General features: G+C 64.4%; 25 protein-coding genes. 16 read left to right on the top strand and 9 right to left on the bottom strand.

What is annotated here, in order from left to right; translation table 11 throughout:
* The 10 genes from F1735_RS35805 to serB form a co-directional block, all read left to right on the top strand.
* On the top strand, positions 1 to 202 hold a 202-nt coding region (locus F1735_RS35805), incomplete at its 5' end, for a hypothetical protein (RefSeq protein WP_222853083.1).
* Entirely contained in the window at positions 199 to 2,649 is a 2,451-nt protein-coding gene (locus F1735_RS26465; protein WP_187364367.1) for a penicillin-binding protein 1A, read from the top strand. The genes F1735_RS35805 and F1735_RS26465, both read left to right, overlap by 4 nt.
* A 132-nt stretch (positions 2,650 to 2,781) precedes the next feature.
* The gene (locus F1735_RS26460) at positions 2,782 to 4,764 is read left to right on the top strand and encodes an OPT family oligopeptide transporter (RefSeq protein ID WP_167239712.1); all 1,983 of its coding nucleotides are present in this window, start codon (positions 2,782 to 2,784) and stop codon (positions 4,762 to 4,764) included.
* Between the two features lie 458 nt (positions 4,765 to 5,222).
* A complete protein-coding gene (locus F1735_RS26455; RefSeq protein WP_167239711.1) occupies positions 5,223 to 5,591 on the top strand; it encodes a CHAP domain-containing protein in 369 nt (122 codons plus the stop codon).
* Positions 5,592 to 5,630: 39 nt separating this feature from the next.
* A complete protein-coding gene (locus F1735_RS26450) occupies positions 5,631 to 6,152 on the top strand; it encodes a hypothetical protein (RefSeq protein WP_167239710.1) in 522 nt (173 codons plus the stop codon).
* A gap of 262 nt (positions 6,153 to 6,414) precedes the next feature.
* Positions 6,415 to 7,269, top strand: coding sequence for a PP2C family protein-serine/threonine phosphatase (locus tag F1735_RS26445; protein WP_222853082.1), 855 nt, complete (start codon positions 6,415 to 6,417; stop codon positions 7,267 to 7,269).
* A 139-nt stretch (positions 7,270 to 7,408) separates the two neighbouring features.
* Complete coding sequence (locus tag F1735_RS26440) at positions 7,409 to 8,404, top strand: HDOD domain-containing protein (protein WP_167239709.1); 996 nt, start codon at positions 7,409 to 7,411, stop codon at positions 8,402 to 8,404.
* 12 nt (positions 8,405 to 8,416) lie between these two features.
* Positions 8,417 to 9,358, top strand: coding sequence for a 5'-nucleotidase (locus F1735_RS26435; RefSeq protein ID WP_167239708.1), 942 nt, complete (start codon positions 8,417 to 8,419; stop codon positions 9,356 to 9,358).
* A 241-nt stretch (positions 9,359 to 9,599) separates the two neighbouring features.
* Positions 9,600 to 13,046: a transcription-repair coupling factor gene (gene mfd / locus F1735_RS26430; protein WP_167239707.1), complete on the top strand. Its 3,447-nt coding sequence runs from the start codon at positions 9,600 to 9,602 to the stop codon at positions 13,044 to 13,046.
* Between the two features lie 16 nt (positions 13,047 to 13,062).
* Positions 13,063 to 13,905 (top strand): phosphoserine phosphatase SerB, encoded by an 843-nt coding sequence (gene serB, locus F1735_RS26425; RefSeq protein ID WP_167239714.1) that lies wholly within the window; start codon positions 13,063 to 13,065, stop codon positions 13,903 to 13,905.
* A gap of 65 nt (positions 13,906 to 13,970) precedes the next feature.
* Here serB and F1735_RS36835 read toward each other — a convergent pair whose 3' ends face one another.
* The 5 genes from F1735_RS36835 to F1735_RS26400 all read right to left on the bottom strand — a co-directional run bounded on the left by F1735_RS36835 (position 13,971) and on the right by F1735_RS26400 (position 17,515).
* A complete protein-coding gene (locus tag F1735_RS36835; protein ID WP_167239706.1) occupies positions 13,971 to 14,828 on the bottom strand; it encodes a PEP-CTERM sorting domain-containing protein in 858 nt (285 codons plus the stop codon).
* A 24-nt stretch (positions 14,829 to 14,852) separates the two neighbouring features.
* Positions 14,853 to 15,722, bottom strand: coding sequence for a PEP-CTERM sorting domain-containing protein (locus tag F1735_RS36830; RefSeq protein ID WP_167239705.1), 870 nt, complete (start codon positions 15,720 to 15,722; stop codon positions 14,853 to 14,855).
* Between the two features lie 124 nt (positions 15,723 to 15,846).
* Positions 15,847 to 16,395 carry a GNAT family N-acetyltransferase gene (locus tag F1735_RS26410; RefSeq protein ID WP_167239704.1) on the bottom strand — a complete coding sequence of 183 codons (549 nt, stop codon included), beginning with the start codon at positions 16,393 to 16,395 and terminating at the stop codon, positions 15,847 to 15,849.
* Between the two features lie 126 nt (positions 16,396 to 16,521).
* Positions 16,522 to 16,704, bottom strand: a complete 183-nt coding sequence (locus F1735_RS26405; RefSeq protein ID WP_167239703.1) for a hypothetical protein — start codon at positions 16,702 to 16,704, stop codon at positions 16,522 to 16,524.
* A complete protein-coding gene (locus F1735_RS26400; RefSeq protein ID WP_167239702.1) occupies positions 16,691 to 17,515 on the bottom strand; it encodes a hypothetical protein in 825 nt (274 codons plus the stop codon). Before F1735_RS26400 ends, F1735_RS26405 begins: the two co-directional genes overlap by 14 nt.
* A gap of 374 nt (positions 17,516 to 17,889) precedes the next feature.
* Here F1735_RS26400 and F1735_RS26395 point away from each other — a divergent pair, with 374 nt between their 5' ends.
* Positions 17,890 to 19,392 carry a sigma 54-interacting transcriptional regulator gene (locus F1735_RS26395; protein ID WP_167239701.1) on the top strand — a complete coding sequence of 501 codons (1,503 nt, stop codon included), beginning with the start codon at positions 17,890 to 17,892 and terminating at the stop codon, positions 19,390 to 19,392.
* On the opposite strand, the gene F1735_RS26390 is transcribed toward F1735_RS26395, so the two are convergent.
* Both F1735_RS26390 and F1735_RS26385 read right to left on the bottom strand, forming a co-directional pair.
* Positions 19,393 to 20,037, bottom strand: a complete 645-nt coding sequence (locus F1735_RS26390) for a hypothetical protein (protein WP_167239700.1) — start codon at positions 20,035 to 20,037, stop codon at positions 19,393 to 19,395.
* Positions 20,034 to 22,211: a protein kinase domain-containing protein gene (locus F1735_RS26385; RefSeq protein ID WP_167239699.1), complete on the bottom strand. Its 2,178-nt coding sequence runs from the start codon at positions 22,209 to 22,211 to the stop codon at positions 20,034 to 20,036. Before F1735_RS26385 ends, F1735_RS26390 begins: the two co-directional genes overlap by 4 nt.
* A gap of 160 nt (positions 22,212 to 22,371) precedes the next feature.
* Here F1735_RS26385 and F1735_RS26380 point away from each other — a divergent pair, with 160 nt between their 5' ends.
* Entirely contained in the window at positions 22,372 to 22,782 is a 411-nt protein-coding gene (locus tag F1735_RS26380) for a hypothetical protein (RefSeq protein ID WP_167239698.1), read from the top strand.
* A gap of 6 nt (positions 22,783 to 22,788) precedes the next feature.
* Here the strand turns inward: F1735_RS26380 and F1735_RS26375 are convergent, their stop codons facing one another.
* The gene (locus tag F1735_RS26375) at positions 22,789 to 23,187 is read right to left on the bottom strand and encodes a GFA family protein (protein ID WP_167239697.1); all 399 of its coding nucleotides are present in this window, start codon (positions 23,185 to 23,187) and stop codon (positions 22,789 to 22,791) included.
* A gap of 155 nt (positions 23,188 to 23,342) precedes the next feature.
* Between F1735_RS26375 and F1735_RS26370 the strand changes: the two genes are divergently transcribed.
* Genes F1735_RS26370 through F1735_RS38310 form a run of 3 tightly spaced genes read left to right on the top strand, consistent with a single transcriptional unit; the run spans position 23,343 to position 24,727 of the window.
* A complete protein-coding gene (locus F1735_RS26370) occupies positions 23,343 to 23,615 on the top strand; it encodes a hypothetical protein (protein WP_167239696.1) in 273 nt (90 codons plus the stop codon).
* A complete protein-coding gene (locus F1735_RS38315) occupies positions 23,575 to 24,483 on the top strand; it encodes an ATP-binding protein (protein WP_167239713.1) in 909 nt (302 codons plus the stop codon). Before F1735_RS26370 ends, F1735_RS38315 begins: the two co-directional genes overlap by 41 nt.
* Positions 24,389 to 24,727 (top strand): response regulator, encoded by a 339-nt coding sequence (locus F1735_RS38310; RefSeq protein WP_373888583.1) that lies wholly within the window; start codon positions 24,389 to 24,391, stop codon positions 24,725 to 24,727. The genes F1735_RS38315 and F1735_RS38310 overlap by 95 nt, the downstream gene beginning before the upstream one ends.
* Here F1735_RS38310 and F1735_RS26360 read toward each other — a convergent pair.
* The gene (locus F1735_RS26360; RefSeq protein WP_167239695.1) at positions 24,693 to 25,484 is read right to left on the bottom strand and encodes a DUF72 domain-containing protein; all 792 of its coding nucleotides are present in this window, start codon (positions 25,482 to 25,484) and stop codon (positions 24,693 to 24,695) included. The genes F1735_RS38310 and F1735_RS26360 overlap by 35 nt on opposite strands.
* Positions 25,485 to 25,583: 99 nt before the next feature.
* Here F1735_RS26360 and trxC point away from each other — a divergent pair, with 99 nt between their 5' ends.
* Positions 25,584 to 26,015, top strand: coding sequence for a thioredoxin TrxC (gene trxC / locus F1735_RS26355; protein WP_167239694.1), 432 nt, complete (start codon positions 25,584 to 25,586; stop codon positions 26,013 to 26,015).
* The last annotated feature ends 89 nt before the right edge of the window (positions 26,016 to 26,104 follow it).

Below are 26,104 nucleotides of genomic sequence, written 5' to 3'. Positions count from 1 at the left end.
CCGCTTCATTGACTGTCCCGTTCAATTGGGTAGGGACGCTATCGCCCGCGACATTCCGATTCAAGTTGAAAAGGTCCGGCATCGGAAAAGCGGCGCTGCGGCGGTGGTTTGTGCAACATTCAGGCTAATAGCGATCGACTATAATTCGCCGGAACAGGGCCGTCACTCCCGGCATGGCCCCTACTGGCGGACATCGTTTTGACTACTGAGACTTTTATCAAGCGCTGGCTGACGCGCAAATACATTATCCGCGCCGTGCTGCTGGCGATCGCCGCGGCCCTAGTGCTGGTGCTCGGCGCGCTCGGCTACTTTTACGGCGTGATCGTGCCGCGCGTGCCGGCCATCGACGCCGTCACCGACTACCGCCCCAAGATCCCGCTGCGCATCTACACCGCCGACAATGTGCTGATCGGCGAATTCGGCGAAGAGCACCGCGACTTCATCCCCATCGAGCAAGTGCCGGCGCTGATGAAAAACGCCGTGCTGGCGATCGAAGACACGCGCTTCTACACGCACGGCGGGGTTGACTGGATTCGCGCCGCCGGCGCCGCGCGCGCCAACCTGCGCGGCGGCTTTCGCGAAGGGGCGTCGACCATCACCATGCAGGTGGCGCGTAATTTCTTCCTCACGCGCGACAAGGTACTGGGGCGCAAGGCCGACGAAATCGCGCTCGCCTTCAAGATCGAGGCCGCGCTCAAGAAGGACAAGATCCTCGAACTGTACATGAACCAGATTTTCCTGGGACGGCGCTCGTACGGCTTTGCCAGCGCCGCCCAGGCCTACTTCGGCAAGCGCCTCGACCAGCTCTCGATCGCCGAAATGGCGATGCTGGCCGGCGTGCCGCGCGACCCGGTCGGCAACAACCCGGCGGTCAATCCGCGCAACGCCAAGAAGCGCCAGATGATCGTGCTGCGCCGCATGCGCGAACTGGGCTACCTCGACGACACCCAGTACGCGAGCGCCAAGGAAGAACCGATCCGCATCGCCGCCAAGCGCCAGGAATTCGACACCCACGCCGAATACGTGGCCGAACTGGCGCGCCAGGCGGTGTTCGAACAATACAAGGACGAGGCCTACACGCGCGGCCTGAGCGTCTACACCACCATCCTCAAGGCCGAGCAGGACGCGGCCTACGACTCGCTGCGCCGCAACGTGCTGGCGTACGACCAGCGGCACGGCTACCGTGGCCCGGAGTCGTTCATCGACCTGCCCTCGGATGCCCAGGAACGGGCCGACGACATCCGCGAAGAACTGCGCAAGCGCCCGGTCAGCGACGGCTTGACGCCCACCGTGGTGACCGAGGTATCGGGCAAGCTGGTGGCGGTGGAAACCATGGACGGCGAGCGCATCGACATTAGCGGCGCCGGCCTGCGCTTCGTGGCGCCGGCCCTGGCCTCCTCCGCCAAGGCCGCCATCAAGCTGCGTCCGGGCGCGGTGGTGCGCATCGCCCAGGACAAGGTTAAAGAGAAGGACAAGGAGAAGGAGGCCAAGGCCTGGTCGATCGTCCAGCTGCCGCAGGTGGCGGCCGGCTTCGTGGCCATCGATTCGGCCACCGGCGCCTACCATGCGCTGGTCGGCGGCTTCGATTATGGGCTCAACAAGTACAACCACGTCACCCAGGCCTGGCGCCAGCCCGGCTCCTCGATCAAGCCGTTCGTGTATTCGGCGGCGCTGGAAAAAGGCTTTTCGCCGGGCACCCGCATCCTCGACGAAGCGCTGCTCATGCCGAGCGGCGCCGGCGGCGCCACCTGGTCGCCGCAAAACGACGACGGCAAGTTCGATGGCGAAGTGAGCATGCGGCACGCCCTGGTACACTCGAAGAACGTGCCGTCGGTGCGCCTGCTGCGCGCCATCCAGGTCGGCTACGGCCACGAATTCCTCGGCAAGTTCGGCTTCGACCTGACCCGCCATCCAAAAAACCTGACCATGGCGCTCGGTACCGGCGCGGTGACCCCGCTGCAACTGGCGGGCGCATACGCGGTGTTCGCCAACGGCGGCTTTTCAGTCAATCCTTACCTGATCGCCAAAATCAAGGACGGCAACGGCGCCATCCTGCTCGAGACGCCGGCGCCGGCCGTGGCCGACGAAACGCGGCGCGTGATCGACCAGCGCAACGCCTTCATGGTCGACAGCATGCTGCGCGACGTGACCCGCTTCGGCACCGCCGCCGGCGCCACCCGCGCGCTGGGCCGCAACGACCTGGCCGGCAAGACCGGCACCACCAGCGACGCCTTCGACGGCTGGTTCGCCGGGTACGCCGGCAACGTGGTGGGCGTGGCCTGGATGGGCTACGACGATCCGCGCTCGCTCGGCGGGCGCGAATTCGGCGCCACCCTGGCCATGCCGATCTGGGTCGACTACATGCGCGCGGCGCTCGACAAGCGTCCCGCCAAGGAACGCCCGACCCCGGAAGGCGTGCTGCGCGAGGACGACGACTGGATCTACGCGGAATACGCGGGCAGCACCGAGTTCAAGACGATCGACATGAACGAGCTGCCGGCGCTGCCGGCCGATGGCGCGGAGCCGGGCGAGCCGGGAGAACCGGGCGAGCCGGGCCAGCCGCCGGCGCCAGGCGCGCCACCGGTGCCGCCGGCGCAGCAGACTCCCCCGCAGAACACCCATGGCGCCGAATCGCAGGCGGGGGGCTAGCCGGCGCGGGAACGACGAGATAGCGGCCGGAGGCGCGACCGGCGCCGCGTGCGCATTTTGCTTCCGCGTTCAGGCATTGCCAGCTATGATGGGACGCTTTTTTAGCACCCCTCTTTCATACTGGAGCAATGGATGGCGATTGTCGCACTGGCCGGACCAAAAGAAATCACGATCCGAGGAGTCCTCCTCGGCATCGTCATCACCCTCGTCTTTACAGCCGCCCAGGTTTACCTGGGCCTGAAAGTCGGGCTCACCTTCGCGACCTCGATCCCGGCCGCCGTCATCTCGATGGCGCTGCTGAGCGCCTTCAAGGACGCCACCATCCAGGAAAACAATATCGTCCAGACCATCGCGTCGGCGGCGGGCACGCTGGCGTCGGTGATCTTCGTGCTGCCAGGGCTGATCATGATCGGCTGGTGGGCCAATGTGCCGTTCTGGCCCGTCTTCGGCGCCTGCGCCATCGGCGGCGTGCTGGGCGTGATGTACACGGTGCCGCTGCGGCGCGCGCTGGTGTCGCAGTCCGACCTGCCCTACCCGGAAGGGGTGGCTGCGGCCGAAGTGCTCAAGGTCGGCACCGCCTCGCGCAGCGGCGCGGCCGAAGGCAAGCTCGGTCTGATGGCGGTAGTCTGGGGCGCCGTGACGTCCGCGCTGTTCGCGGCCGTCGCCGGCGCCAAGCTGATGGCCGCCGAAGTGGCCGTCTACTTCAAGGCCGGCAGCGGCGCCACAGGCATCGGCGCGGCCAGTTCGCTGGCGCTGCTGGGCGCCGGCCACCTGATGGGCATCACCGTCGGCATGGCCATGCTGGCCGGCCTGGTCATCGCCTGGGCCATCCTGGTGCCGGTACTGACCTCGATGGACCCGCAGCCGGCCCTGTCGGCGGCCGACCAGGCGCTCGGCATGTGGAGCTCCAAGGTGCGCATGATCGGCGCCGGCGCCATCGGCGCGGCCGCCATCGTCACCCTCGCCGGCCTGGGCAAGCCGGTGCTGGGCGGCCTGAAGTCGGCCCTGGACGCGGCCCGCAAGGCCAAGGCCGAAGGCGCCTCGATCGAGCGCGCCGAACAGGATCTGCCGATTTTCATCGTCGGCCTGGTGACCCTGCTGGCGATGGTGCCGGCCGGCTGGCTGCTCGCGAGCTTCCTGCAAGGCGGCGTGCTGGCCAGCCTCTCGCTGCCGCTGGTGGCGGTCGGCGTCGGCTACATCCTGATCGCCGGCGTGTTCGCCGCCGCCGTCTGCGGCTACATGGCCGGCTTGATCGGCTCGTCCAATTCGCCGGTGTCCGGCATCGCCATCCTGACCATCCTGGGCGCCTCGCTCAGCGTCGGCTTCGTCGGCAAGCACATCATGGGCCCGGAAGTAGCGCACGCGCTGGTGGCCTACGCGCTGTTCGTCACCACCGTGGTGCTGGCCGTGGCCGTGATCGGCAACGACAACCTGCAAGACCTGAAAACCGGCCAGCTGGTCGGCGCCACCCCGTGGAAGCAGCAGGTTGGCCTGCTGATCGGCGTGGCCGCCGGTTCCACCGTGGTGCCATTGGTGCTGGACCTGCTCAATAAAGCCAAGGGCTTTGCCGGCGCCCCGAACGTGGGCGTGGTCGGCGACGATCCGCTGGCAGCGCCGCAGGCGGCCCTGATTTCGACCCTGGCCAAGGGCGTCATCGGCAATAACCTGGACTGGGGACTGATCGGCTACGGCGTCCTGCTCGGCCTGATCCTGGTGGTGGCCGACTTCGTGATCCGCAAGGCTAGCCGCGAGCGCTACAGCCTGCCGCCGCTGGGCGTGGGCCTGGCGATCTACCTGCCGGCCGCGGTGACGGCGCCGGTGATCGTCGGCGCCATCGCCGGCTGGATGTTCGAACGGGCGGTCAGTAGCGCCACCTGGGGCGAAACGGCCAAGCGCCTCGGCGTGCTGGTCATGTCCGGCTTCATCGTCGGCGAGAGCCTGTTCAACGTCGGCCTGGCCGGCCTGATCGTGGCCACCAATGTGGCAGAACCGCTGGCCATCCCCAACGCCATGGGCGAAACCGCGCACATGCTGATCGCCCTGGTGCTGGGCGCGGCCATCGTCAGCGGCCTGTATCGCTGGGCCGCGCGCAGCGCCCAACAAGTCGCCGCCTGACCCCGGCGCGATTGCCTTGCCAGGGCGCCGGCCGGCGTCCTGGCGAAGCGGGGACCAGTCAATGCGATGCTGCACTGGTTATTCGTCGAATCGTGTTTCCCCCCCCCATCCCCCTCTTCCGACCCACGCCCTTCATCGCCGCGCCGATCGCGGCCAGGCCGGGCTCGATGTCAGCTCAAGGTAAAAGTCGACCCGCTGGCCGGTGCCCACCCGCATGCTTACTGAGCATTTTGCAAAGCAAAGTCACCAATACAGCTATTTTTAGTGTACATTGACCAATGTTTTCCGCTAAAAAAGTTGCGCAAGAGGCTATACCGAGCAGGCTCGGCAATAGAGTTTCAAAAAAGTGCAATGATGAACCGGTCATTCCGACCGGGCCGGAGGGTGCGATACTGGTGTTCTTCCATGTCGTCAGTAAAGCTCACAACTGAAATTTCACGTGAATAAGGAAACCGAGAATGCCTTGGGACGCAAAAGCCGCCGTTGACCATCTTAATTCAAATGCAGAACCTGCTAGCACAAGCAACTGTGCGAGATATGTCAGGGAAGCCATTGAGGCTGGAGGTGTCACTGTTGCAAAGACAATGTACGCGAAAAATTACGGCAGCCGGCTTACTAATGCCGGATTTGTTGCAGCCGCAGGCGCGCCAAAAGCCGGTGATGTTGCGGTTATTCAACCAACTGAGGGTGGGCTTGAAGGCCACATGGCGATGTATAACGGTACGCAATGGGTATCTGACTACAAACAGCCAGCAGTACATGGGTATTATCCTTCTGCTACTTACAGGAAAGAGAAGCCGGCAGTTGAATTTTACCGGAGGCCGTAGACATGAAGATCAATGATTCAATTTTAAATTGACAATAAAATGAAAATCGGAATTTATTCTCTCTTGATACTTTCTCTTTTTTGCGGAAAATCTTCTTTTGCAAGCGATACGTTCAGCACCATTAAATGCGGATCGGAAATTTCAAAGAAACTGATCGGCGGGCACGTAAAAAACGAAAAAATCGTGAATATCGAGGCCAGGCATAAAAACTTAGGCCTTAAAAATTTGGGAATGGATGACATTTCTGAAGGATTGCTCGCAGGATACTGGATGATTTGCGGGGATAAATATATTCTTCTTGAGGATAAAAAGCTACTGAAGATACACGATGTCATACAAGTTCCAGACGATCCAACACGCTTGGTAGAATTTACTGGGCAATGCACCGTACACGATAAAGAAAAATCAGAATTGATTTTTGCTATTTTGAATAAAGAAGACGGTGTTGCAACGCTATCGGCACATTCTGCCTGGATTGTTGATGAAAAGAAAAAAGTATTCAAGAAAACGTCTACGGATGGGATGAGATGCGAGAACTTTACATCTGCCCCGCCGCCATAAAGGCGCGGTAATGTGCGCGTCGCTTCGGCAAAAACTCCTGGCAAGCGCCTTGTCGAACGTTGACATGGCGCTTTTTTCGTGGTCGCCCGGCACAGGGGGCGTCAGCTGGAGCGTCAACGTCCTCGCGCGGCGGCGCGCCGGCCCGTCCCGGCACGCACCCTGAACCGGTTTTTGCCGTATTGCCCCGGACAAAGTACACCCTGCGTGCTAGCATGGCAATCATGCGCGACTGGCTTGCGTCAGTCCACCTTCAGGAGACGCCTTGTATTTTTGGAAGCAACTTTCACCGTCCACACCGCACCGCCTCAGCGCCGGTACGGCTTTCGGCATGACCGATACCGGCACCGTACGCCCTTCGAACGAGGATAACTTCCTCATCGAGGCCGGCCTGGGCCTGGTCGCCGTGGCCGACGGCATGGGCGGTCACGACTCGGGCGAGGTCGCCAGCGCCGAGGCACTGGGCTCGCTGGCCCGCTTCCTGCGCGCCAGCACCGCCCCGGACAGCGGCGTTGCGCCGACCGACTTCCGCGCCAGCCCGTTCGCCCCCGAAGCGGCCGATCCGCAGGCCCACTGGAGCGAAGCGACCCTGGCCAGCATGGTCACGCTGCACGACGCGGTCGAATTTACCAACCAGCGCATGTACCAGACCAACCTGGCCAACCGGCGCGGCGACGGCGGCGGCATGGGCACCACGCTCACCGGCGTGTGGCAAGCCGAACCGGGCGCCCCGCTGCTGGTGTTCCACGTCGGCGACAGCCGCCTGTACCGCTACCGGGCCGGCCAGCTGACCCAGCTCACGCGCGACCAGACCATGTACCAGGAAGCCGTCGAAGCCGGCGCCACCGAAAACCTGCCTCCACGCAACCTGTTGCTACAAGCGATAGGACCCTCGGGCGACGTGCGCCCGGAACTGCATATCCAGGCCGTCCAGCCCGGCGACCTGTACCTGTTGTGCAGCGACGGCATGTATGGCGCCACGTCCGACGAACGCATCGCCGCGCTGCTGGCCGACGCCGGCCCGGCGCAACTCGGCGATTGCTGCAAGGAATTGATCGCCACCGCCTTGCGCGACGGCAGCCGCGACAATGTCACCGTGGTCCTGTTTTATTGCGATTAATTATTGCAATTTAACAAGGTTAATGGCCGCACACATTCGTGTATCAGACACGACGCTGGACAGCACAACCCTAAGTTTCTACTGAGTAATCATGTAAAATCCAGGGAACAGCCTTTGTGCAGGTAAAAGAGAACAAGCAATGAAATGGCTGAAGAATTTGTTGGGCAGCGACAGCGAAGAAAGCAAGCCTGCGCCTGCCCCCATAGCCGCTCCCGCTCCCTCCAGGGCGCGGGCGCCCGACCGTGCGCACGCCGGCATGGTCGATGTGCTGTTCTACCGCTGGCTGGCCGGCGTCACGCCGAACAGCGGCCCGTCCGGCGACGAAAAAATCCTCGCGGTCGACCTGGCCTACATGACCCAGCTGCCGCTCGACGAAATCACCCTCGCCCCCAGCAGGCCGCCCGTGTTCACGCCATTGCTGCGCTCCATGCGCGACAGCAGCGTCTCCGGCGCCGACCTGGCGCGCCAGCTCTCGCAAGACAAGGAACTGGTCGCCGAAGTGCTGCGCGAAGCGAACCGTCCCTGCCACCACCCGCACTATCACGCCAACGACCCGGTGACGACCGTCGAACGGGCCACCATGCTGCTCGGAGTGAACGGGCTGCGCATGCTGGTCGGACGGGCTTCGCTGCTGCCGGTGATCATGAGCATGCATCCGGGGCCGTTTTCGCAGCTTTCCACGCCGCTGCTGTGGCGCCAGTGCGAAAAATGCGCGCTCGCCGCCAGCGTGCTGGCGCCCTCGGTGCGCGCCAATCCGGTCGAAGCGTATTTCGCCGGACTGCTGCACAATATGGGCCTGATCGTGGCCTTCCGCCTGCTCGACCAGGCCAATACCGAACCGTCCTTGCCGCAGTCCGAAGAGTTTGTGGCGGCGCTGCATGGGCACGCGCGCGTGCTGTCGGTGCGGATCGCCGAAGCATGGGGCTTTCCTGAAAACGTGACCAGCGCCATCCGCGAAGCCGGCGACCCTGACGGCGAAGCGCTGTCGCAGGTGGTGGCGCTGGCCGACATGCTCAGTCGCCTGCGCATGCTGGTCGACTCGGCCCACTTTGAAGAGGACGATCCGTTCGTGGTCGAAGGGCTGGACGCGGCCAGCCTGGCCTGTTTCGACGAACTCCGTAACGAAGACGAATAACAAGGACCATGAATGGCATTCGAGATTGAGCGCAAGCTGGTGATCGGCGTGGCGTCGAGCGCCCTGTTCGACCTGACCGCCTCGCACCAGGTGTACCTGGACAGCGGGCCGGACGAATACCGCAGGTACCAGGAACGCAATCTGGACATCATTCTCGAGAAGGGGGTGGCGTTTCCCTTCATTCGCCGCTTCCTCAACATCAACAAGGTCTTCGCGCGCCATCATCCGGTCGAAGTGGTGCTCTTGTCGCGCAACTCGCCCGAAACGGGCTTGCGCGTGATGCGCTCGATCGCCCACTACGGGCTCGATATATCGCGCGCCGCCTTCATCACCGGCAAGTCGCCCTACACCTACCTGCCGGCGTTTAACGCGGCGCTGTTCCTGAGTGCCAACGAAGAAGACGTCAAGAGCGCGATTGCGGCCGACTATCCGGCCGGGCTGGTGCTGCCATCGAAAATCGTCGATGACGATGACGATATCGAACTGCGCGTGGCCTTCGACTTCGATGGCGTGATCGCCGACGACGAGTCGGAGACCATCTTCAAGCGCAATAACGACCTCGAAGAATTCCACGCCCACGAGACCTTGCACATGGCCGTTCCGCACCGTCCGGGGCCGCTGGCCGAGATGTTCCGCAAGCTGTCGCTGATGCAGAAGCTGGAAGAACGCGCGCAAAAGCGCGACCCCAACTACAAGAAAGTGCTGCGCATTGCGATCATCACCGCCCGCAATGCGCCCTCGCACGAGCGCGTGGTGACCACGCTCAAGAGCTGGGGCGTGTCGGCCAGCGAGACCTTCTTTTTGGGCGGAATGAACAAGACGCGCGTGCTGTCGATCTTCAAGCCGCACATCTTTTTCGACGACCAGCTGACGCATTTGACGTCCTCGCCCGGCGGCACCATACCGATGGTGCATGTGCCGTTCGGGATTGCCAACCGGCGTCCGGCGGGGTAGGAAAACTTGGGTTCCCGCCTGCGCGGGAAGTCGGTTCCGGCAATGCCGGGAAGTCGGTTCCGGCAATGCCGGGAAGTCGGTTCCGGCAATGCCGGGAACGACGGCTCGACTCCGAACGGTCTCCTTGAAACCGTCGTTCCCGCGCAGGCGGGAACCCAATTTCTGCTAGCTTCACCCTCCTGCCATTGCATTTCCCATATCCAGCTATAATTACCCGTCCCGCACCCAGCCAGCACAGCGCATGCCTTTCGATTTAAAGAAATCACTTCCAAAAACCGGTAACCGCTTCGCGCTTCCGACCCTGTACGGCTCCTCGGACGCGTATGCGCTGGCGGTGGCGGCGCTCGAACTCAAAGCGGCAAAGCAGATGCTGACCGTGATCGTGGCCAACGCCAGCGACGGCCAGCGCCTGCTCGACGAAATCCCCTGGTTCGCCGACGGCAAGCTGGCCTGCCACCTGCTGCCGGACTGGGAAACGCTGCCCTACGACGCCTTCTCGCCGCACCAGGACCTGGTGTCCGAACGCCTGGCCACCCTGCACGAAATCCAGAACGGCCAGTGCGATGTGCTGATCGTGCCCGCCACCACGGCGCTGGTGCGCCTGGCGCCGCCGTCGTTTTTGGCGGCCTACACCTTCTTTTTCAAGCAGGGCGAAAAGCTCGACGAAACGCGCCTCAAGGCACAACTGACACTGGCTGGCTACACCCACAATTCGCAGGTGATGTCGCCCGGCGAATACTCGGTGCGCGGGGGCCTGATCGACCTGTTCCCGATGGGCTCGGCCCTGCCCTACCGGCTCGACCTGTTCGGCGACGAAATCGAAACCATCCGCACCTTCGACGCCGACACCCAGCGCTCGCTGTACCCGGTGCGCGAAGTGCGCCTGCTGCCGGGACGCGAATTCCCGATGGACGAAGTGGCCCGCACCACCTTCCGCAGCCGCTGGCGCGAACGCTTCGAGGGCGATCCATCGCGCTCGGTGGTGTACAAGGATGTCAGCAGCGGCATCGCCTCGGCCGGCATCGAATACTACCTGCCGCTGTTCTTCGAGCAGACCGCGACCCTGTTCGACTACCTGCCCGAAAAAGCCAGCCTGGCCTTAGTAGGCGACATCGACGGCGCCATCAAGCGCTTCTGGCTCGACACCGAATCGCGCTACCGCTTCCTCAAGGCCGACCGCGACCGCCCGATCTTGATGCCCGATGAACTGTTCCTCAGCGACGAGAACTTCTTCACGCTGGCCAAGTCGTACGGCCGCTGGGTCATCGCCAAGGACGCCGACCTTGAGCCGTCCGAGCTGTCGGCACCGGTTCCGAACGTGGCGGTCAACCGCCGCATCGACGACCCGCTGACCAAGCTGCGCGCCTACCTGCTGCAAAATGACAAGCGCGTGATGATCTGCGCCGAATCGAACGGCCGGCGCGAAACGCTGCAGCAGTACTTCAACGAATACAGCCTGGCGCTGGCGCCGGTCGAGGGCTTCGCCGGCTTCGTGCAGTCCGACGCCCGGCTGGCGCTGGGCGTGGCGCCCTTGCAGGCCGGTTTCGAATTGTCCGAGGCGGGCGCCGGCAAGCTGATTTTCATCACCGAGACCGAGCTGTATGCGGGTTCGGGCCGGCGCGCCGGCAAGAAGAAGCAGGAAGGCGTGACCCAGGTCGAGTCGATGGTGCGCGACCTGTCGGAGCTGAAAATCGGCGACCCGGTGGTCCACATCAACCACGGCATCGGGCGCTACATGGGCCTGACCAGCATGGACCTGGGCGAAGGCGAGACCGAATTCCTGCATCTCGATTACGCCAAGGACGCCAAGCTGTACGTGCCGGTGTCGCAATTGCACGTGATCTCGCGCTACTCGGGCGCCTCGCCCGAAGACGCGCCGCTGCATGCGCTCGGCTCGGGCGCCTGGGACAAGGCCAAGCGCAAGGCGGCCGAACAGGTGCGCGACACCGCCGCCGAACTGCTTAACCTGTACGCGCGGCGCGCGCTGCGCAAGGGCCACTCCTTCGAATACTCGGCGCACGACTACCAGAACTTCGCCGACAGCTTCGGCTTCGAAGAAACGCCCGACCAGGCCGAGGCGATCAACAACGTCATCAAGGACATGACCGCCGGCAAACCGATGGACCGCCTGGTGTGCGGCGACGTCGGCTTCGGCAAGACCGAAGTGGCGCTGCGCGCGGCCTTCATCGCGGTCATGGGGGGCAAGCAGGTGGCGATCCTGGCGCCGACCACCTTGTTGGCCGAACAGCACGCGCAAACCTTCGCCGACCGCTTTGCCGACTGGCCGGTGCGCATCGCCGAGCTGTCGCGCTTCCGCACCGGCAAAGAAATCAACAACGCCATCAAGGGCATGGCCGACGGCACGCTCGACATCGTGATCGGCACCCACAAGCTGCTCTCGCCGGACGTGCAGTTCACCCGCCTGGGCCTGGTGATCATCGACGAAGAACACCGCTTCGGCGTGCGCCAGAAAGAAGCGCTCAAATCCCTGCGCGCCGAAGTCGACGTGCTCACGCTCACCGCCACCCCGATTCCGCGCACGCTCGGCATGGCGCTGGAAGGCTTGCGCGACTTTTCGATCATCGCCACCGCCCCGCAAAAGCGCCTGGCGATCAAGACCTTCGTGCGCAGCGAAGACGGCTCGATCATCCGCGAAGCGTGCCTGCGCGAGCTCAAACGCGGCGGCCAGATCTACTTCCTGCACAACGAGGTGGAAACCATCCAGAACCGCATGGCCATGCTCACCGAGCTGCTGCCGGAAGCGCGCATTGGCGTGGCCCACGGGCAGATGCACGAGCGCGACCTGGAAAAAGTCATGCGCGACTTCGTGGCGCAGCGCTATAACATCTTGCTGTGCACGACGATTATCGAAACCGGCATCGACGTGCCGACCGCGAACACCATCATCATGCACCGGGCCGACAAGTTTGGCCTGGCGCAGCTGCACCAGTTGCGCGGGCGCGTCGGCCGTTCGCACCACCAGGCGTACGCCTACCTGCTGGTGACGGACGTGAGCAGCCTGACCAAGCAGGCGCAGCGCCGCCTGGACGCGATCCAGCAGATGGAAGAACTGGGCAGCGGCTTCTTTCTGGCGATGCACGACCTCGAAATTCGCGGCGCCGGCGAAGTGCTGGGCGAGAACCAGTCGGGCGAGATGCTCGAGATCGGCTTCCAGCTGTATTCGGACATGCTCAACGAAGCGGTACGCTCGCTCAAGGCCGGCAAGGAACCCGACCTGGCCGCGCCGCTGGCCACCACCACCGAAATCAACCTGCACGTGCCGGCGCTGCTGCCGGCCGACTTCTGCGGCGACGTGCATGAGCGCCTGTCGATCTACAAGCGCCTGGCCAACTGCAGCGCGCAAGAGAAGATCGACGACATGCAGGAAGAGCTGATCGACCGCTTCGGCAAGCTGCCCGACCCGGTCAAGGCCCTGATCGAAACGCACCGCCTGCGCATCGCGGCCAAGACGGTCGGCATCATCAAGATCGATGCGCATGGCGAAGCGGCCAGCCTGCAGTTCATGGTCAACCCGCCGATCGACTCGATGCGCATCATCACCTTGATCCAGAAGAACCGGCACATCAAGCTGGCCGGCCAGGACAAGCTGAAAATCACCGCCAGCATGCCGGACCTGGCGGCGCGGGTCACGCAGCTCAAGCAAACGATCAAACAACTGTTAGCGTAAAACGAACATGACGACCATGAACCTGGTGCTGCAAGGCCTTGACGCAACCATCGATACCTTGCGCCGCATCGGCGCCCTGGCCAATCCGGCGCGGGTGACGGAGCTGGGCGCAGGCGCCATCCGCTGCGAAGGCATCGAATGCTCCGATGTGCTCAAGCAGACCATCGGCGTCGCCGCCGAGGCGGCGCGCATCGACGCCACCTTCATCGCGCCGGGCCGCGTGCTGGCCGACTTCAAGCTGGTGGCGATGGACATGGACTCGACCCTGATCACCATCGAATGCATCGACGAAATCGCCGACATGCAGGGCTTGAAACCCCAGGTGGCGGCCATTACCGAGGCGGCCATGCGCGGGGAGCTGGGGTTTGCCGAAAGCCTGACCCGGCGCGTGGCGCTGCTGGCCGGGCTGGACGCGGCGGCGCTCGAACGCGTGTACACGGAGCGGCTGGCCATCTCGATGGGCGGCGAAGCGATGCTGGCGGCGCTGCGCGCGGCCGGCCTGAAAACCTTGCTGGTGTCGGGCGGGTTCACCTTCTTTACCGAGCGCCTCAAGGCGCGCCTGGGGCTCGACTACACGCATGCGAATGTGCTGGAGATCGTGGACGGCAAACTGACCGGCCGCGTGCTGGGCGGGATTGTCGACGCCGGGGAAAAGAAGCGCACGGTGGAGCGCGTGTGCATTGACATCGGCATCGACCCTGCGCAGGCGATCGTGATGGGCGACGGCGCCAATGACCTCGCCATGATGAGCATTGCCGGCCTGTCGGTGGCGTTTCGCGCCAAACCGGTGGTGCGTGCCCAGGCCGATGTGGCGCTGACTTACTCGGGCCTGGACGGCTTGCTCAACATCCTCGCGTAAGCGCGTCGCGTAGCGCGGATGCGTTCATCGAGCCATGCGGGCGCGCGCCCGCATGCAAACACCACTCAGGCAGGCCGCTTGCGGCGCGCCACCCCGGCCACCAGCGCCAGGCCGGCAATGAGCATGCCATAGGTTGCCGGTTCCGGCACCGGACTGGCCACCGGTGAGGTATCGAGCGAGTTCGCTTCGGACCACAAGGTGAGCAGCACCTTCAGGTTCACCGACGTTTTCGCCGTGTTCTGGAACATGATCGACAAGCGCTCGCTTGCCGACTCCGAGTACGGCGAGTTCGGGTCGGCGCTCCAGGACGGCGCTCTCAAGCTGAACTCCGATACGAAATCCGGGTAGCCGTTGGCGCTGAATTCAGGGAAGCTCATCGAGGCCGTGAATGTCGAACTTTCCTTCAGGGAACTTGTGTTTGGCTGCGATTTGGAGACGCTGCCACTGGCGTCGGCAAGGAACCTGACCTGCGTTCCGGGCGCGAGGACGAATTCTTCGATCATCACGTAATTCGACGCGACCGCCCTGCGCTCGTAGCCGGCGCCGTTCTTGGTCGACGCGGCCGTACTCAAGGCCAGGGTCTGGAAATTTGTTCCGCCGACGGTCGAGACCACGCTGCCCTGCGGGACGGACAGGCCGGCATCGAGATTGCGACTGTACAGCACGCGCGACCTGTCTTCGCTGCTCTCGCGCGTCTGGCGCAATCCGGTTTCGCTGATATCGCCGACCGCGCGTGTGCCGGGGTGCTCGGGATAGAGCGGCTTGACGATCGAGAGCGTTGGCGCGATGCCGTCGTTCGGCAGCAAGTCCACCAGCGAGTACGAAAAATTGTTCAATGTGCCTTGCGCGCTCACTTGCGCGCTGGCCGACAGCGGCACGGCGAGCGTTGCGCCCAGTACCAGCGTGGTAACGATTGTCTTCATAAAAATCCTGAGTTGAATAATGATTTAGTTGCCCTGGATCTTGCGACGGCGACGGGCCGCGCCCGCGACCAAGCCCAGTCCGGCAAGCAGCATGGCCGTGGTGGCCGGCTCGGGTACCGGCAGTGGCAGCATGCTGTAGTACTCACTGTCCGCGGACGAGTTCAAGGCGAACTTCAGGTCCAGATTCGATGACAACGCTGAGTTGTTATCGAACGTGAGCGAGAAACGCTCCTTGGTCGACACCATGGCGGGAGGACTTGCGTCGTAATAACCGTTCGCCGCTTTCACCCTGATCACTTTCGAGTCACCACCAATCGCGCGGTCCTGCACATAGCCGACTAAAGAAAATGAACCCTCGATATCCACATCTTCCCGAAACAGACTGCTTGCCGGCTTTGCCGTGGACGCGCTGCCCTTGAAGTCGGCGAAAAACGATACTTGGGTGCCCGGCGAGAGCACGAACTCGACAACGCTGGAACTGACGGACGCATGCGCCCGCCGGGTCCCAGCAACGCTGCTGGTTGTCGAGGCCGTGGTACGAAATTGCAGTGAAGCAAAATCAGTACCAGTCACGCTGGCGCTTGACTTGCCGGCAGCCGAGTCGAGACTCGCCTTGATGTCGCGGTTATAGCGGGTTGTAAACTGGGCACGGTTGTCGTCCAGCGATGGGAGCGTGCCGCCATACTGCCTGAGGTTGGCAGAAATCTGGGAGGCGCCGGCAAAACCTGCGGGCGCGACGATGGTGAGCGAGGGGACGATGCCATCGTTGGGCAACAAGTCGACCAGGGTGTACGAGAAATTGCTCAGGCTGGCGTCAGCGCGCACCTGTGCCTGGGCCAGCAGCGGTGACGCCAGCGTGGCCGCCACCACCACACTCACGGCGAACTTGTTCATGAAATGCCTTAATGTAATAACAAAATTATCGAATCCAACAATATAGCAGTGCCCGCTACGCACGCGAAAGATTGTTGCTAGATTTACACAGAGTTCACATTAACAAGCGGGGCGCGAAGGCGTGTCAGCAGGCAGGCTGGAGCGCCAGGCTGCGCCCCATGCGGGTCAGCCTGACCACCACGCCATCGGCCAGCGACAGCGCGACCGGTTCGATCGCCACGAAACCGTGCGCCAGGTACAAGGGTTCGCCCGGCAGGGTCGAGACCAGTTCCAGCGACCGGAATCCGGCCCGCGCCGCCGCCTCCATGCAGTGCCGCAGCAGCATGCTGCCCAGCCCGCGCCGCGCCATCGCGGGATCGACGAAAAACGCGCGGATGCGGGCCGGCTCGCCGGCCGGGTCGAGCAGGCGGTCGTTGCCATGCTTGGCGCCATCGCCGCCGAAGTCGGTGGCGCGCCGGCTCCAGCCGCCACAGGCCACCACCACGTCTCCCTCCTCGATGGCGAAATAGGTCCCGTCCTGCACCAGCGCGCTGTCCACCCCGAACACCTCGCGCGTGATGGCAGCGGCTTCCTGCGGCGTGTAAAAGCCATCGGCCAGCCCGATCCCCGAGCGCGCAATCAAGGCGTCGAGCAGGGGTTTTTCGGACATGCGTGCCAGGCGAATGGTGAACATGCGTGCTCCCGTCGTGGTGAAAACCCGATTATAGGCGGCCCGGCAAGGCGAAAAAAAACGCGCACCTTGGTGCGCGTTAAAAGAAGACGACATCTGTGGCGGCGGGCGTGGTGGAACGCCATCCGCCTATCGTCTGGCGGTATCCCTCGTTCGATCGAGGTTATAAGGTACCGGGGCCGGCTGCGCTGGCGCGGGCCCGGTTGTCAGGGCGGTTGTGGGCTGCTTGTCGGCCGTGGCGGCGCGCTCGGGCAGGTCGGCCGCCAGCGCCAGCACGGCCATCAGCACCAGGATCCAGTCACGCAGCTTCAAGCAAGACTCCATAGGCGGTAATGCCGCTCGGCGGGGCCGATTTTTGTACTTTGCGGGCGGCGAACCAGCCGGTCAGGCGGCCGTCCTGGCTGCTGATGATGGGGCACGAGGCGCTCAGCATGGTGTTGCGCCCGCTCTCGCCGACCAGGGCGCCGCCGCCGGCCACCACGGCATTGCCGTGCGGGACAGCCACCAGCGCGCTCGGGTAGCCGGTCAGCAGGCTGGTGTGCGAGACGATGCGCGCTTCGAGCGCCACTTCCGGCCCGGTGCGGATGCCGATCACAAAGGCGGTCACGCGGGCCTGGTCGAGCGCGTCGTGTTCGCGCCCGGAGGCGCTCCAGCCGCAGATATTGCCGTCGGCGCCGATCAGCGGATAGCTGGCGGTGAGCATGTTGCCGTTGATCGGGGTGGCGTAGTTATCCTGGGCGCCGCCGCCGGTGCCGATCCAGCCGGCGCCGAGCTTGACGCTCACGCCCGGGTCCGAAATGAGCGCGCTGGTGGCCGAAAACACTTGCTGCTCGATCTTGACCGGCACGCCGTCGCGGATGATGCGGATCCCGACCGCGTACACGGCCAGCGGCACCGGGTCGGCCAGGCCGAAGTCGCGTCCGGCTGCGGCCCAGCCGTTGTAGACGCCGCCCTGGTTGCGGGTCGGGTAGCAGGCGGTCAGCGTGTTCGACGTGCCGCGGCCCATGTCGTAGGCGCCGCCGCCGGTGAGCGTAAAACCCGGCGGCAGCCATACCTGCGCCGTCGGCCCGGTCGCCCGGGTTGCCACGCCAACGAATGCATAACTTTCGATCACAATACCCATGTTTTCCAACGCTCTCCGGCAGATTGACTACTTTGCTGCCCAAGAAGGCCGCCATGGATACTTAGCAACTACCGTGCCATGCTGATAAGTGCCGAAATACCATGCAGAATAAGCTTGTTTTTAGGTAAAACATGTCAACGAGCATGTAAATGTGGCGCTATTTACATGTCTGGCGGAAAGGTAACGCGTAAGCGGCTGAGGTGTTATTGACACGCGACGTGTAAAAAACGTGTAAGCGGACCACTCTTTACATGTCAACAATTGTCGCCCTTGCTCTATAATTGGCAAATACTAAACGCGGTACCATGGAGACCCCGGTGAATGATGTTGATAACACGTTGACGACGCAGCTTTTCTCGCAAAAAAATGGCATCATGAGTGCCTTGCTGGGCCTGACCATCCTGTGGCATCCGGAAACGGAGCGCATCGGCGAGCAGTTCATCGGCCCGGCCGAGGAAGGCACGATCGAGGTATGCCGCTATACGCCGCTGTTCTTCCGTCCCGGCCAGGACGGCATCGCGCTCGGCCACCGCGCGATCGCGCGCGCGCCGCTGGTGGTGCGCCGTACCAGCGACGACAGCGTCGAGCTGGCCGCACCCGACAGCCGCATGGCGCTCGAAGTCAATGGCGCGGTGTTGAGCGGCACGCGCCGCTTTACGCGTGACGAAGTCAAAGGCGGCGTGGTGCTGGGCCTGGGCGGCCATGTGCTGCTGTGCCTGCACTGGATGACGAGTTTCCCGCGCCCTAACCTGTTTCCGGGCTTGTTGGGCGTGAGCAGTGGCGCGATCGCCACACGCGAGCTGATCCGCCAGGTGGCGGGCACCGACCTGGCCGTGCTGCTGCTCGGCGAAACCGGCACCGGCAAGGACGTGGCCGCGCGCGCCATCCACCAGGCCAGCAAACGCAGCGCCAATCCGCTGGTGGCGGTCAATATGGCGACCCTGAGCGAGTCGCTGGCTGCGGCCGACCTGTTCGGCGCGGTCAAGGGCGCTTACACGGGCGCGCAGGCGCCGCGCCAGGGCTTGTTTGCCGAGGCCGACGGCGGCACCCTGTTTCTCGATGAATTGGGCGACACCCCGGCCTCGGTGCAGCCGATGCTGCTGCGGGTGCTGGAAACGGGCTCCTACCGCCCGCTTGGCGCGAGCACCGATGCGCGCACCACGGCGCGCCTGATCGCCGCCACCGACCAGGACCTGGACGCGCGCGGCTTCAACCAGCCTTTGCTGCGCCGCATGGAGGCCTTCGTGATCCGGGTGCCGACCCTGCGCGAGCGGCGCGAGGATATCGGCGTGCTGCTGCTGCATATGCTCAAGGGGTGCGAGTTGAACAACGCCGAGCTGGCGGCGTTTCCGCCGGCGCTGGTGTCCGAGATGTGCAATTACGATTGGCCGGGCAATATCCGCCAGTTGGCCAATGTGGCGCGCAGGATGGTGATGGCCTTGCAGGCGGGCGAGCGGCCGGTGCTGTCGCAATACGTGCATGCGCCGGCGCCGCCGCGCGCCCCCGGCCTGGGCTACCCGGCGTCGGCCGCGCAGCCGCGCAGCGCCAGCCAGAAAGCGCCGGCGGACGCCGCGCCGCGCCGCAAGCTTGCCGAGGTCAGCAACGACGACCTGCTCGGCGCGCTGGAAGAACACGGCTGGCAGATCAGCGGCGCGGCCCAGCAACTGGGCTTGTCGCGCCCCTCGCTGTACAAGCTGATCGAAGCGCATCCGGCGATCCGCCCGGCGGCCCTGATTCCGCGCGAGGAACTCGACGCCGCCCTGCATGCCCACGGCGGCGACCTGGCGCGCTGCGCCTCGCGCCTGAAAACGCCGAGCGAAGCCCTGCGCCGCCATTTGCGGGTGCTGGGGCTCGACACCAGCCCCGCCCAAAGCTGATCAGGCCGGAGCGATGCCTCCGCCGACTTCACTTTCCGGCATGCACGCGACCTGGTCGGACGCCGCGCCCGGAGCGAGCGACTCGATGGTTGGGGCAATGCCCCCGCCAACTTCGCTTTCCGGATCGAACACGAACACGCGCCGGCTGCTCGCGCCCGAGGCGCGCGTGATCAGCACGGTCAACACAAACGACACTTCCCAGCGGCCGGTACAGGCGCCGACAGTCAGGTGCTTATCCCATTTCAGCGCCTTTTTGTGATACAGCGGATCGTCACTGTCGGCCTTGTCCCGCAAGAACTGTTCTGCCGGGATCTGGACGCTGGCGCCCTTGACGCACACATGCTCATTATCGATGAACGGCGATGGCGGCGCGTACTCGGGCAGCACGCCCGGCGCGATGGAACGAATCTGCGGACGCGTGATCAGGGTACAGTCGAGCACCTGGAACGATTCGAATTGCTCGTAGCCGCCGGCGCGGATGCGGATATGCATCTGCTCGCCCACCGTGAAATAGATGGCGCCGGCATAGCGGCCCTTGACCGGATTGCCATTGCCATCCTTGCGGCTGAACTTCCATTCCAGTGTCTCGCCGATCTGGTTAATATCGAAGTTTGCTTCCAATAGCATCGATGTCGGTTTTTTCATTTTTCGCCTTTGGTGGTGGATTGGAGATAGCGGGGGTCGCGCCGCAACGCGGTCAGGTCGGGCTCCGACCGGATCAGGTTGGCCGGATAACCGCGCTCTTGCGCGATCATCAACTCGGCCAGTGCAGTGTCGCGCTCACCCAGGATTTCGTGCGACATGGCTGCGCGGAAATGCACATCGGCACTGGACGGATCGGCCTTGAGCGCCTGGCGCGTGTACAGGATGGCGGCGTCGCGGTCGCCCACGCGCGCCGAATACAAGCCCATGCGCGAGATCAGCACCGGTTTCGACCCCGAGCGCTCAAGCAGCGGCTTCAACAAGCCGACCGCCTGGCGATAGGCGTTGTTCGAGGCGGCGGTGCGGCCGGGTATCCAGCGCAAGGTATCGCCCAGGTTGGCCCAGCGCAAATAATCGTTCGGATTGCCTTTTGCCCCGGAAACCGATTCTTCAAAGGCTTGCGCGGCGCCCACGTAATCGCCGCGGTTGAACAAGACATTGCCCAGATTGTTGTAGAGCCGGCCGCTCGGGCGCACCTGCAGACCCTGCTGCAACACTTGCAGCGCTTCATCCGTGCGGTTCTGGCGCAACAGCGCCGAACTCAGGTTGGCATAGGCGATCACCGCATCGGGCTCAAGCGCGATGCTGCGGCGGAACGATTGCTCCGCCGCCGGGTACTTGCCCTGGTGATGGTAAAGCGTCCCCAGCAAGTCGAGAAAAACATGATCGCGCGCATGCATGCGCACCGCATCGAGCAAGGTTTGCTCCGCCTCCGGATAGCGCCGCATGCGGGTCAGGGCATCGCCCTTGAGAAGCAATCCGAAGCGGTCCATCGGATCGAGCCGCAAAGCCTTGTCGGCAAAACCGAGCGCTTCCGCGTCGCGTTGCTGTCCCATCCGCACCACGCCCTGCGCCGCGTACGCCAGCGCCAGCTGGTCGTTCAGTTTCAAGGCCAGCTGGGCGCTGGCGTCGGCCCGGCGCAGCCAGACATCGTCGCGCGTGTCGCCCGTATGGCGCAGCGCGTAGGCCAGCGAGAGCCCGGCCGCGGCGGCGGCGTGATCCGGCTGACGGTCGAGGATCGAGCTGAAGTTGCGAATCGCCAGGTCGAGGCTTTCGTCGCGGTCGAAGGTGGTCAGGGCCGTCAGTCCGCCGCGCATGGCGGCCGACTCGGAAAAGAAGGGCGTGTGCTGTCCGAACCACGCGGTCGGGATCAGCGCTTGCGCGGCGCCGATGGCGCACACGACGACAGCGGCGGCGACCAGGCCGTAGCGCCGCGCCGGCGTGTTCAACAGCGCGCCGGCGCGGCGCTTGAGCGAGCGCGCCGGCGCCGCCGACGACGACGGCGCGCCCGGCCCGCCGCCCAGCGCGGCGAGCGCCGCGCGCACCGCCTGCATCGAGGCCAGGCGGTCCTCGGGCTGGCGCGCCGCCATGGACCGCACCAGGGCGATCAGGTCCGGGCTGGCGTCCGGGGGAAACGGCCACACGCCCGAGGACGACTGGATATGGGCGGCGGCCAGGGCCAGCCCGCTCAGGTGCGAAAACGGGCGCGTGCCGGTCAGCAGTTCATACATCACCACGCCCAGCGCATACACATCGCTTTGCGGGCTCAGGGTGGAGCCCATCATCAATTCCGGCGCCAGGTAGGCGATGGTGCCTTCGGTCTGGTCGAACACCACCGATTCGGTCGCTTGCGGGTCGATCTTGCGCGCCAGCCCGAAATCCATGATGCGCACCCTGCCGCCCGGTTCGAGCATCAGGTTGGCCGGCTTGAGGTCGCCGTGGATCAGCTTGGCGGCATGGGCTTCGCACATGGCGTCGGCCACCTGGTCGACGATGTCGAGCACCTGGGCCTCGGGCATCGGGCCGCGCTTGCCGGCTTCGCGCAAGGTGCAGCCGTCGACGAATTCCATGATGATCGATTGCTGGGCGGCGTCGCCCTCGATCGAGAAGATGCGCACGAAGCCGGGATGGCGCAGGGACGCGGCGAGGCGCGCCTCGTCGAGCAGGTTTTCTGGTCGCGCCGAAAGCAGTTGCGGCTTGAGCCGCTTGATGGCGATAATACGCTGGAGCTTGGAGTCCCAGGCTTCGTACACTTGCCCGAAGCCACCCTCTCCCAACAGTCGCTTCAGCTGATAATGGCCCGGTCCCTGCTCTTCATCCTGCAAATTGCGCTCCACGTTATATTAGTTGCAAAAACATTTCCGTAGTGTACATGTTTGGCACTGTCAATGACAAATAAGTTTCATGTCTTATCATGAGTGTAACAACGTGTAAGTAGCAGCGCCGGCATGCGCCGTTTGCCTATAGTGATCGGATCAGAATAAGGAGTGCCTTGCCATGAAACACCTCATACTTGTCGGAACCTTGCTCGCGCTGGGCGGCTGCGCCAGCTATCCGTCCGCGCCGGGCTATGCCAACGGCGGCTACGCCCAGCCGTCCGACCCGTCGCAGTGGCGCGTGGTGTCGGTCACGCCGGTCGCGCCGGGCACCGGCGACAAGGTGGCGGCGGCCTCGCCCAACGGTTCGCGCGTCGAATATTCCTCGCGCCCGGTCAGCGTGACGCAGCCGGTCTACGTCCAGTCGCCCATCTACGTACAGCAGCCGGTGTATGTACCGGCTCCGGTGTACATCGAGGAACCGATCTGGTATCCGCCGGTGTCGCTCAGTCTGGGATTCGGCTTCGGGCGTTCGTGGGGCCATCACGGCTACGGGCGCGCCCATGTGGGGCGCGGCTGGCGCCACCGCTGAACACGCCTACAGGTAGCCCGTTTCGGCGGGCGCCTTGTCCCACTCGTCGTTGCGCCCGTCCACGTAGCGGACCGGCACCCACGACAGTTCTTCATCCGACACGCCGTCCAGGCAGGCCACGCTCACGCCATAAAACTTGCCGAGCCGGGGCGACTGGCCGATGCTGAACGGGCGCACGCCGCAATGGCGGCAAAACAGGTGATGCTCGACCCTCCGGTGAAACTGGTAGTCGCCCAGCTCGGACGCCCCGCACAGCAGGCGGAACGATTCCGGCTTGACGATGGCCGCCCACCAGCGGATCTTCTTGCACATCGAACAGTTGCAGCGCAAGGTCTCCAGGCTCAGGTCAATATCGGCCTCGAAGCGCACCGCGCCGCAATGGCAACTTCCAAGATACGTTTTCATCGTCAGTTCACAGCCCCGCAGTATCGTCTCGATGAGGTTAAGTTTCAGTCAAGCATGCAAGCTGAGTGTACCAGCAAGGAACGCGCTAGCGCCACCCGCTTACGCGACGCTCTTGCCAATGGACAATCGCCCATCCAGCTTGTATGCTTGCCTGCATGAACATCACCCAACAGATCGCCCTGACCCTGAGCACCGTCGCCCAAGCCAAGGCCGCCAACTGGCGCGCCTTTGCGGCGCTGGCCGGCATGCTCCTGATGATCGGCGGCATGGTGGCGATGATGTGGTTCCTGTCCTCGCAACCGACCCTCGACCTGCGCGGCTGGCTGTGCGGCGGCGCCAGCCTGGCCGGGCTGGCCCTGTGGCGCGCGACCTTGCCGCTGGCGGTGCATGAGGTGGAGCGGCGCCGGCTGCGCGGCGGCGGGCGCTGACGCGATGTTCGCAAGCCGGGCGGGCGGTGCGGTAAAATTGCGCACCATTCCCACCTCACCTTGCGCCACCGATCCATGCCAGAGCATTTCAACCACTTGCGCAGCGTCGCCCACTGATGCGCCTGCGCTCCCACTATATCGTCCTGGCCCTCTCGATCGTCGTCCCGGTCGCCGTCTTCGGTGCCATTGCGCTGCACATTTTGCAGGACACCCAGCACAGTTCGGCCATCGGGCGCATCGAGCAAAGCGCCACGCTGACCGCGCGCGCCATCGACGCCGATATTTACCGCGCCCAGTCAGTGCTCAAGGTGCTGGGGCGCTCGCACGCGCTGGCGCAGGGCGACCTGGCCCACTTCGACGAGGAAGCGCGCGAGGCCAGCGCCGCGCCGGGCGGCTGGATCATCCTGTACGACAGCCACGGCCAGCAGTTGCTCAATACGCGCCGCGAGTACGGCATCGCCCTGCCCAAGCGCCCCGATCCGGAACAGGTCGGCGCCATGCTGGCATCAAACCAGGGCCAGGTCACCGGCATCAAATGGGGCGAGGTGCTGAAGAACCATTTCGTGATATTTTCGTGCAGGGCAAGCAAAGCCTGCAACGCGCGCACGGCGGCCTGGGCATCGGCCTGTCGCTGGTGCGCCGGCTGGTCGAGTTACATGGTGGCTTTGTGCGCATCGACAGCGAAGGCAGCGGCAAGGGCAGCACCGCCACCGTCACCCTGCCGCGCCTGGCCGGGTGCGGCCAGCGCGCCGGCGCAGCGCCTGCGCCGCGTGATGCTGGTGGAAGACAACGCCGACGCGCGCGAGATGATGTCGATGCTGCTGCAACTGCGTTCCTGCGAGGTGGTCAGCGCCGCCAGCGGGCTTGAGGCGATTGCCACGGCCCTGGCCACGCAGCCGCAACTGGCGCTGATCGACATCGGCCTGCCCGGCATGGATGGCTATGCGCTGGCGCGCGCGCTCAAGGCCGACGCCCGCACGGCCGGCATCGAACTCATTGCGCTGACCGGCTACGGCAGCGAAAAAGACCGCAACGACGCCATCGACGCCGGGTTTGCGCGCCACTTCACCAAGCCGATCAGGCTGGAAGACCTGGATCTGGCGCTGGCGTAAGCGCCGGGTCAAGTCCGAGCGCCGCGCGCAGCGCAAGCGCATTGGGCAGCGCCGCCCCGGACGCCGTGTTATCGAAAATGATCCAGACGTCGCGCCCCTGCTGCGCGTGGATGGCCATGTCGCGCGCCAGCTGCGCAATATAGGCCGGCGAATACGAGGAGTAGTAGATGCGCGGCGAGCCATGCAGGCGCACGTAAATGGCCTGGGTGGTCGGCACGTGCGGCCCTTCCTGGCCCTTGGCCGGATCGGCGATCACGCGCGTGACGCCCGCGTTTTCAAGCAAGGCGGTGGCATCCTCGCCGAACCAGGTGGGGTGGCGCGCTTCGCAGGCGAGCATGCAGCCGAAAGTGTCTTTCACGCGCGCGAAAAAATCCCCGGCGAGGCCGGCGTTAAATCCGAACTTGGGCGGTAGCTGCACCAGCAGGCAGCCAAGCTTGTCGCCCAGCGCCCCGGCTTCGCTGGCGAACTGGCGCAGCGGCGCCTCGATGCCGGCCAGGCCCGCATCGTGCGTGATCGCGCGCGGCATCTTGACCGCAAAACGAAACGCCGGTGGCACGCTCGCGGCCCAGCGCGCGTAAGTCTTGCTCTGGTGCGGCCGGTAAAAGGACGAGTTGATTTCGACCGTGCCGAGCACGCGGGCGTAGCGCTCCAGGTGACTGCCTTCGGTCCCGAACGAGGCCGCCGCCTCGCGCGCAATGGTCCAGCCGGCGCAGCCGATGCGCAGCACGCCGGGCGCCTGATGTGATGTATTTGCCATGATGCGAAAGTGTAGCAGCCCTCGCGCGCCGAGCCGAACACGCTTGGACGGCGCGCGGTCTACAATGGCGTTTTACCAATCTGTACGCAGGAGGATTTCATGACCGACCCCGTCCACATCGTCTGCCCGCACTGCGAAGCGGTCAACCGGCTCGCCCAGGAGCGGCTGAACGACACGCCGGTATGCGGCAAGTGCGCGAAAGAGCTGTTCGCCGGCGCGCCGATCGACGTCAACACGGCGCGTTTCAACAAGCACATCGAGCGCAACGACATTCCGGTGCTGGTCGACTTCTGGGCCGAATGGTGCGGGCCGTGCAAGATGATGGCGCCGGCCTACCTGCAGGCGGCCAAACGGCTCGAACCACGCGTGCGCCTGCTCAAGGTCGATACCGAGCACTTGCAAGACCTGGCGGCGCGCTACAACATCCGCAGCATTCCCACGCTGGCGCTGTTTCGCAACGGCCGCGAGGTGGCGCGCCAGCCGGGTGCGATGGACCCCCTGTGTCAGACTACTTGTCGGGTGTGTTTTTGAACAAAGTATGTCGTGATCTTGAGCGTTGTAGTGGGGTTTTTAGGGTTCGTTCTTGTGCTGTACTTTTGACATCGTTTCCGGGAGCGGGG

Source organism: Massilia genomosp. 1 (assembly GCF_011682185.1).
GTDB classification, from domain to species: domain Bacteria; phylum Pseudomonadota; class Gammaproteobacteria; order Burkholderiales; family Burkholderiaceae_D; genus Telluria_A; species Telluria_A rubra.
The sequence above is the reverse complement of the archived record's forward strand: the minus strand, read 5'-3'. Positions and strand labels throughout refer to the sequence as shown.

Coding starts and splice junctions, on each gene's coding strand:
- F1735_RS26460 (WP_167239712.1), top strand. CDS start 2,782: ATGGCGATTGTCGCACTGGCCGGACCAAAAGAAATCACGATCCGAGGA.
- F1735_RS26455 (WP_167239711.1), top strand. CDS start 5,223: ATGCCTTGGGACGCAAAAGCCGCCGTTGACCATCTTAATTCAAATGCA.
- F1735_RS26450 (WP_167239710.1), top strand. CDS start 5,631: ATGAAAATCGGAATTTATTCTCTCTTGATACTTTCTCTTTTTTGCGGA.
- F1735_RS26440 (WP_167239709.1), top strand. CDS start 7,409: ATGAAATGGCTGAAGAATTTGTTGGGCAGCGACAGCGAAGAAAGCAAG.
- F1735_RS26435 (WP_167239708.1), top strand. CDS start 8,417: ATGGCATTCGAGATTGAGCGCAAGCTGGTGATCGGCGTGGCGTCGAGC.
- mfd (WP_167239707.1), top strand. CDS start 9,600: ATGCCTTTCGATTTAAAGAAATCACTTCCAAAAACCGGTAACCGCTTC.
- serB (WP_167239714.1), top strand. CDS start 13,063: ATGAACCTGGTGCTGCAAGGCCTTGACGCAACCATCGATACCTTGCGC.
- F1735_RS36835 (WP_167239706.1), bottom strand. CDS start 14,828: ATGAAGACAATCGTTACCACGCTGGTACTGGGCGCAACGCTCGCCGTG.
- F1735_RS36830 (WP_167239705.1), bottom strand. CDS start 15,722: ATGAACAAGTTCGCCGTGAGTGTGGTGGTGGCGGCCACGCTGGCGTCA.
- F1735_RS26410 (WP_167239704.1), bottom strand. CDS start 16,395: ATGTTCACCATTCGCCTGGCACGCATGTCCGAAAAACCCCTGCTCGAC.
- F1735_RS26400 (WP_167239702.1), bottom strand. CDS start 17,515: ATGGGTATTGTGATCGAAAGTTATGCATTCGTTGGCGTGGCAACCCGG.
- F1735_RS26395 (WP_167239701.1), top strand. CDS start 17,890: ATGAGTGCCTTGCTGGGCCTGACCATCCTGTGGCATCCGGAAACGGAG.
- F1735_RS26390 (WP_167239700.1), bottom strand. CDS start 20,037: ATGAAAAAACCGACATCGATGCTATTGGAAGCAAACTTCGATATTAAC.
- F1735_RS26380 (WP_167239698.1), top strand. CDS start 22,372: ATGAAACACCTCATACTTGTCGGAACCTTGCTCGCGCTGGGCGGCTGC.
- F1735_RS26375 (WP_167239697.1), bottom strand. CDS start 23,187: ATGAAAACGTATCTTGGAAGTTGCCATTGCGGCGCGGTGCGCTTCGAG.
- F1735_RS26370 (WP_167239696.1), top strand. CDS start 23,343: ATGAACATCACCCAACAGATCGCCCTGACCCTGAGCACCGTCGCCCAA.
- F1735_RS38315 (WP_167239713.1), top strand. CDS start 23,575: ATGAGGTGGAGCGGCGCCGGCTGCGCGGCGGCGGGCGCTGACGCGATG.
- F1735_RS38310 (WP_373888583.1), top strand. CDS start 24,389: ATGCTGGTGGAAGACAACGCCGACGCGCGCGAGATGATGTCGATGCTG.
- F1735_RS26360 (WP_167239695.1), bottom strand. CDS start 25,484: ATGGCAAATACATCACATCAGGCGCCCGGCGTGCTGCGCATCGGCTGC.
- trxC (WP_167239694.1), top strand. CDS start 25,584: ATGACCGACCCCGTCCACATCGTCTGCCCGCACTGCGAAGCGGTCAAC.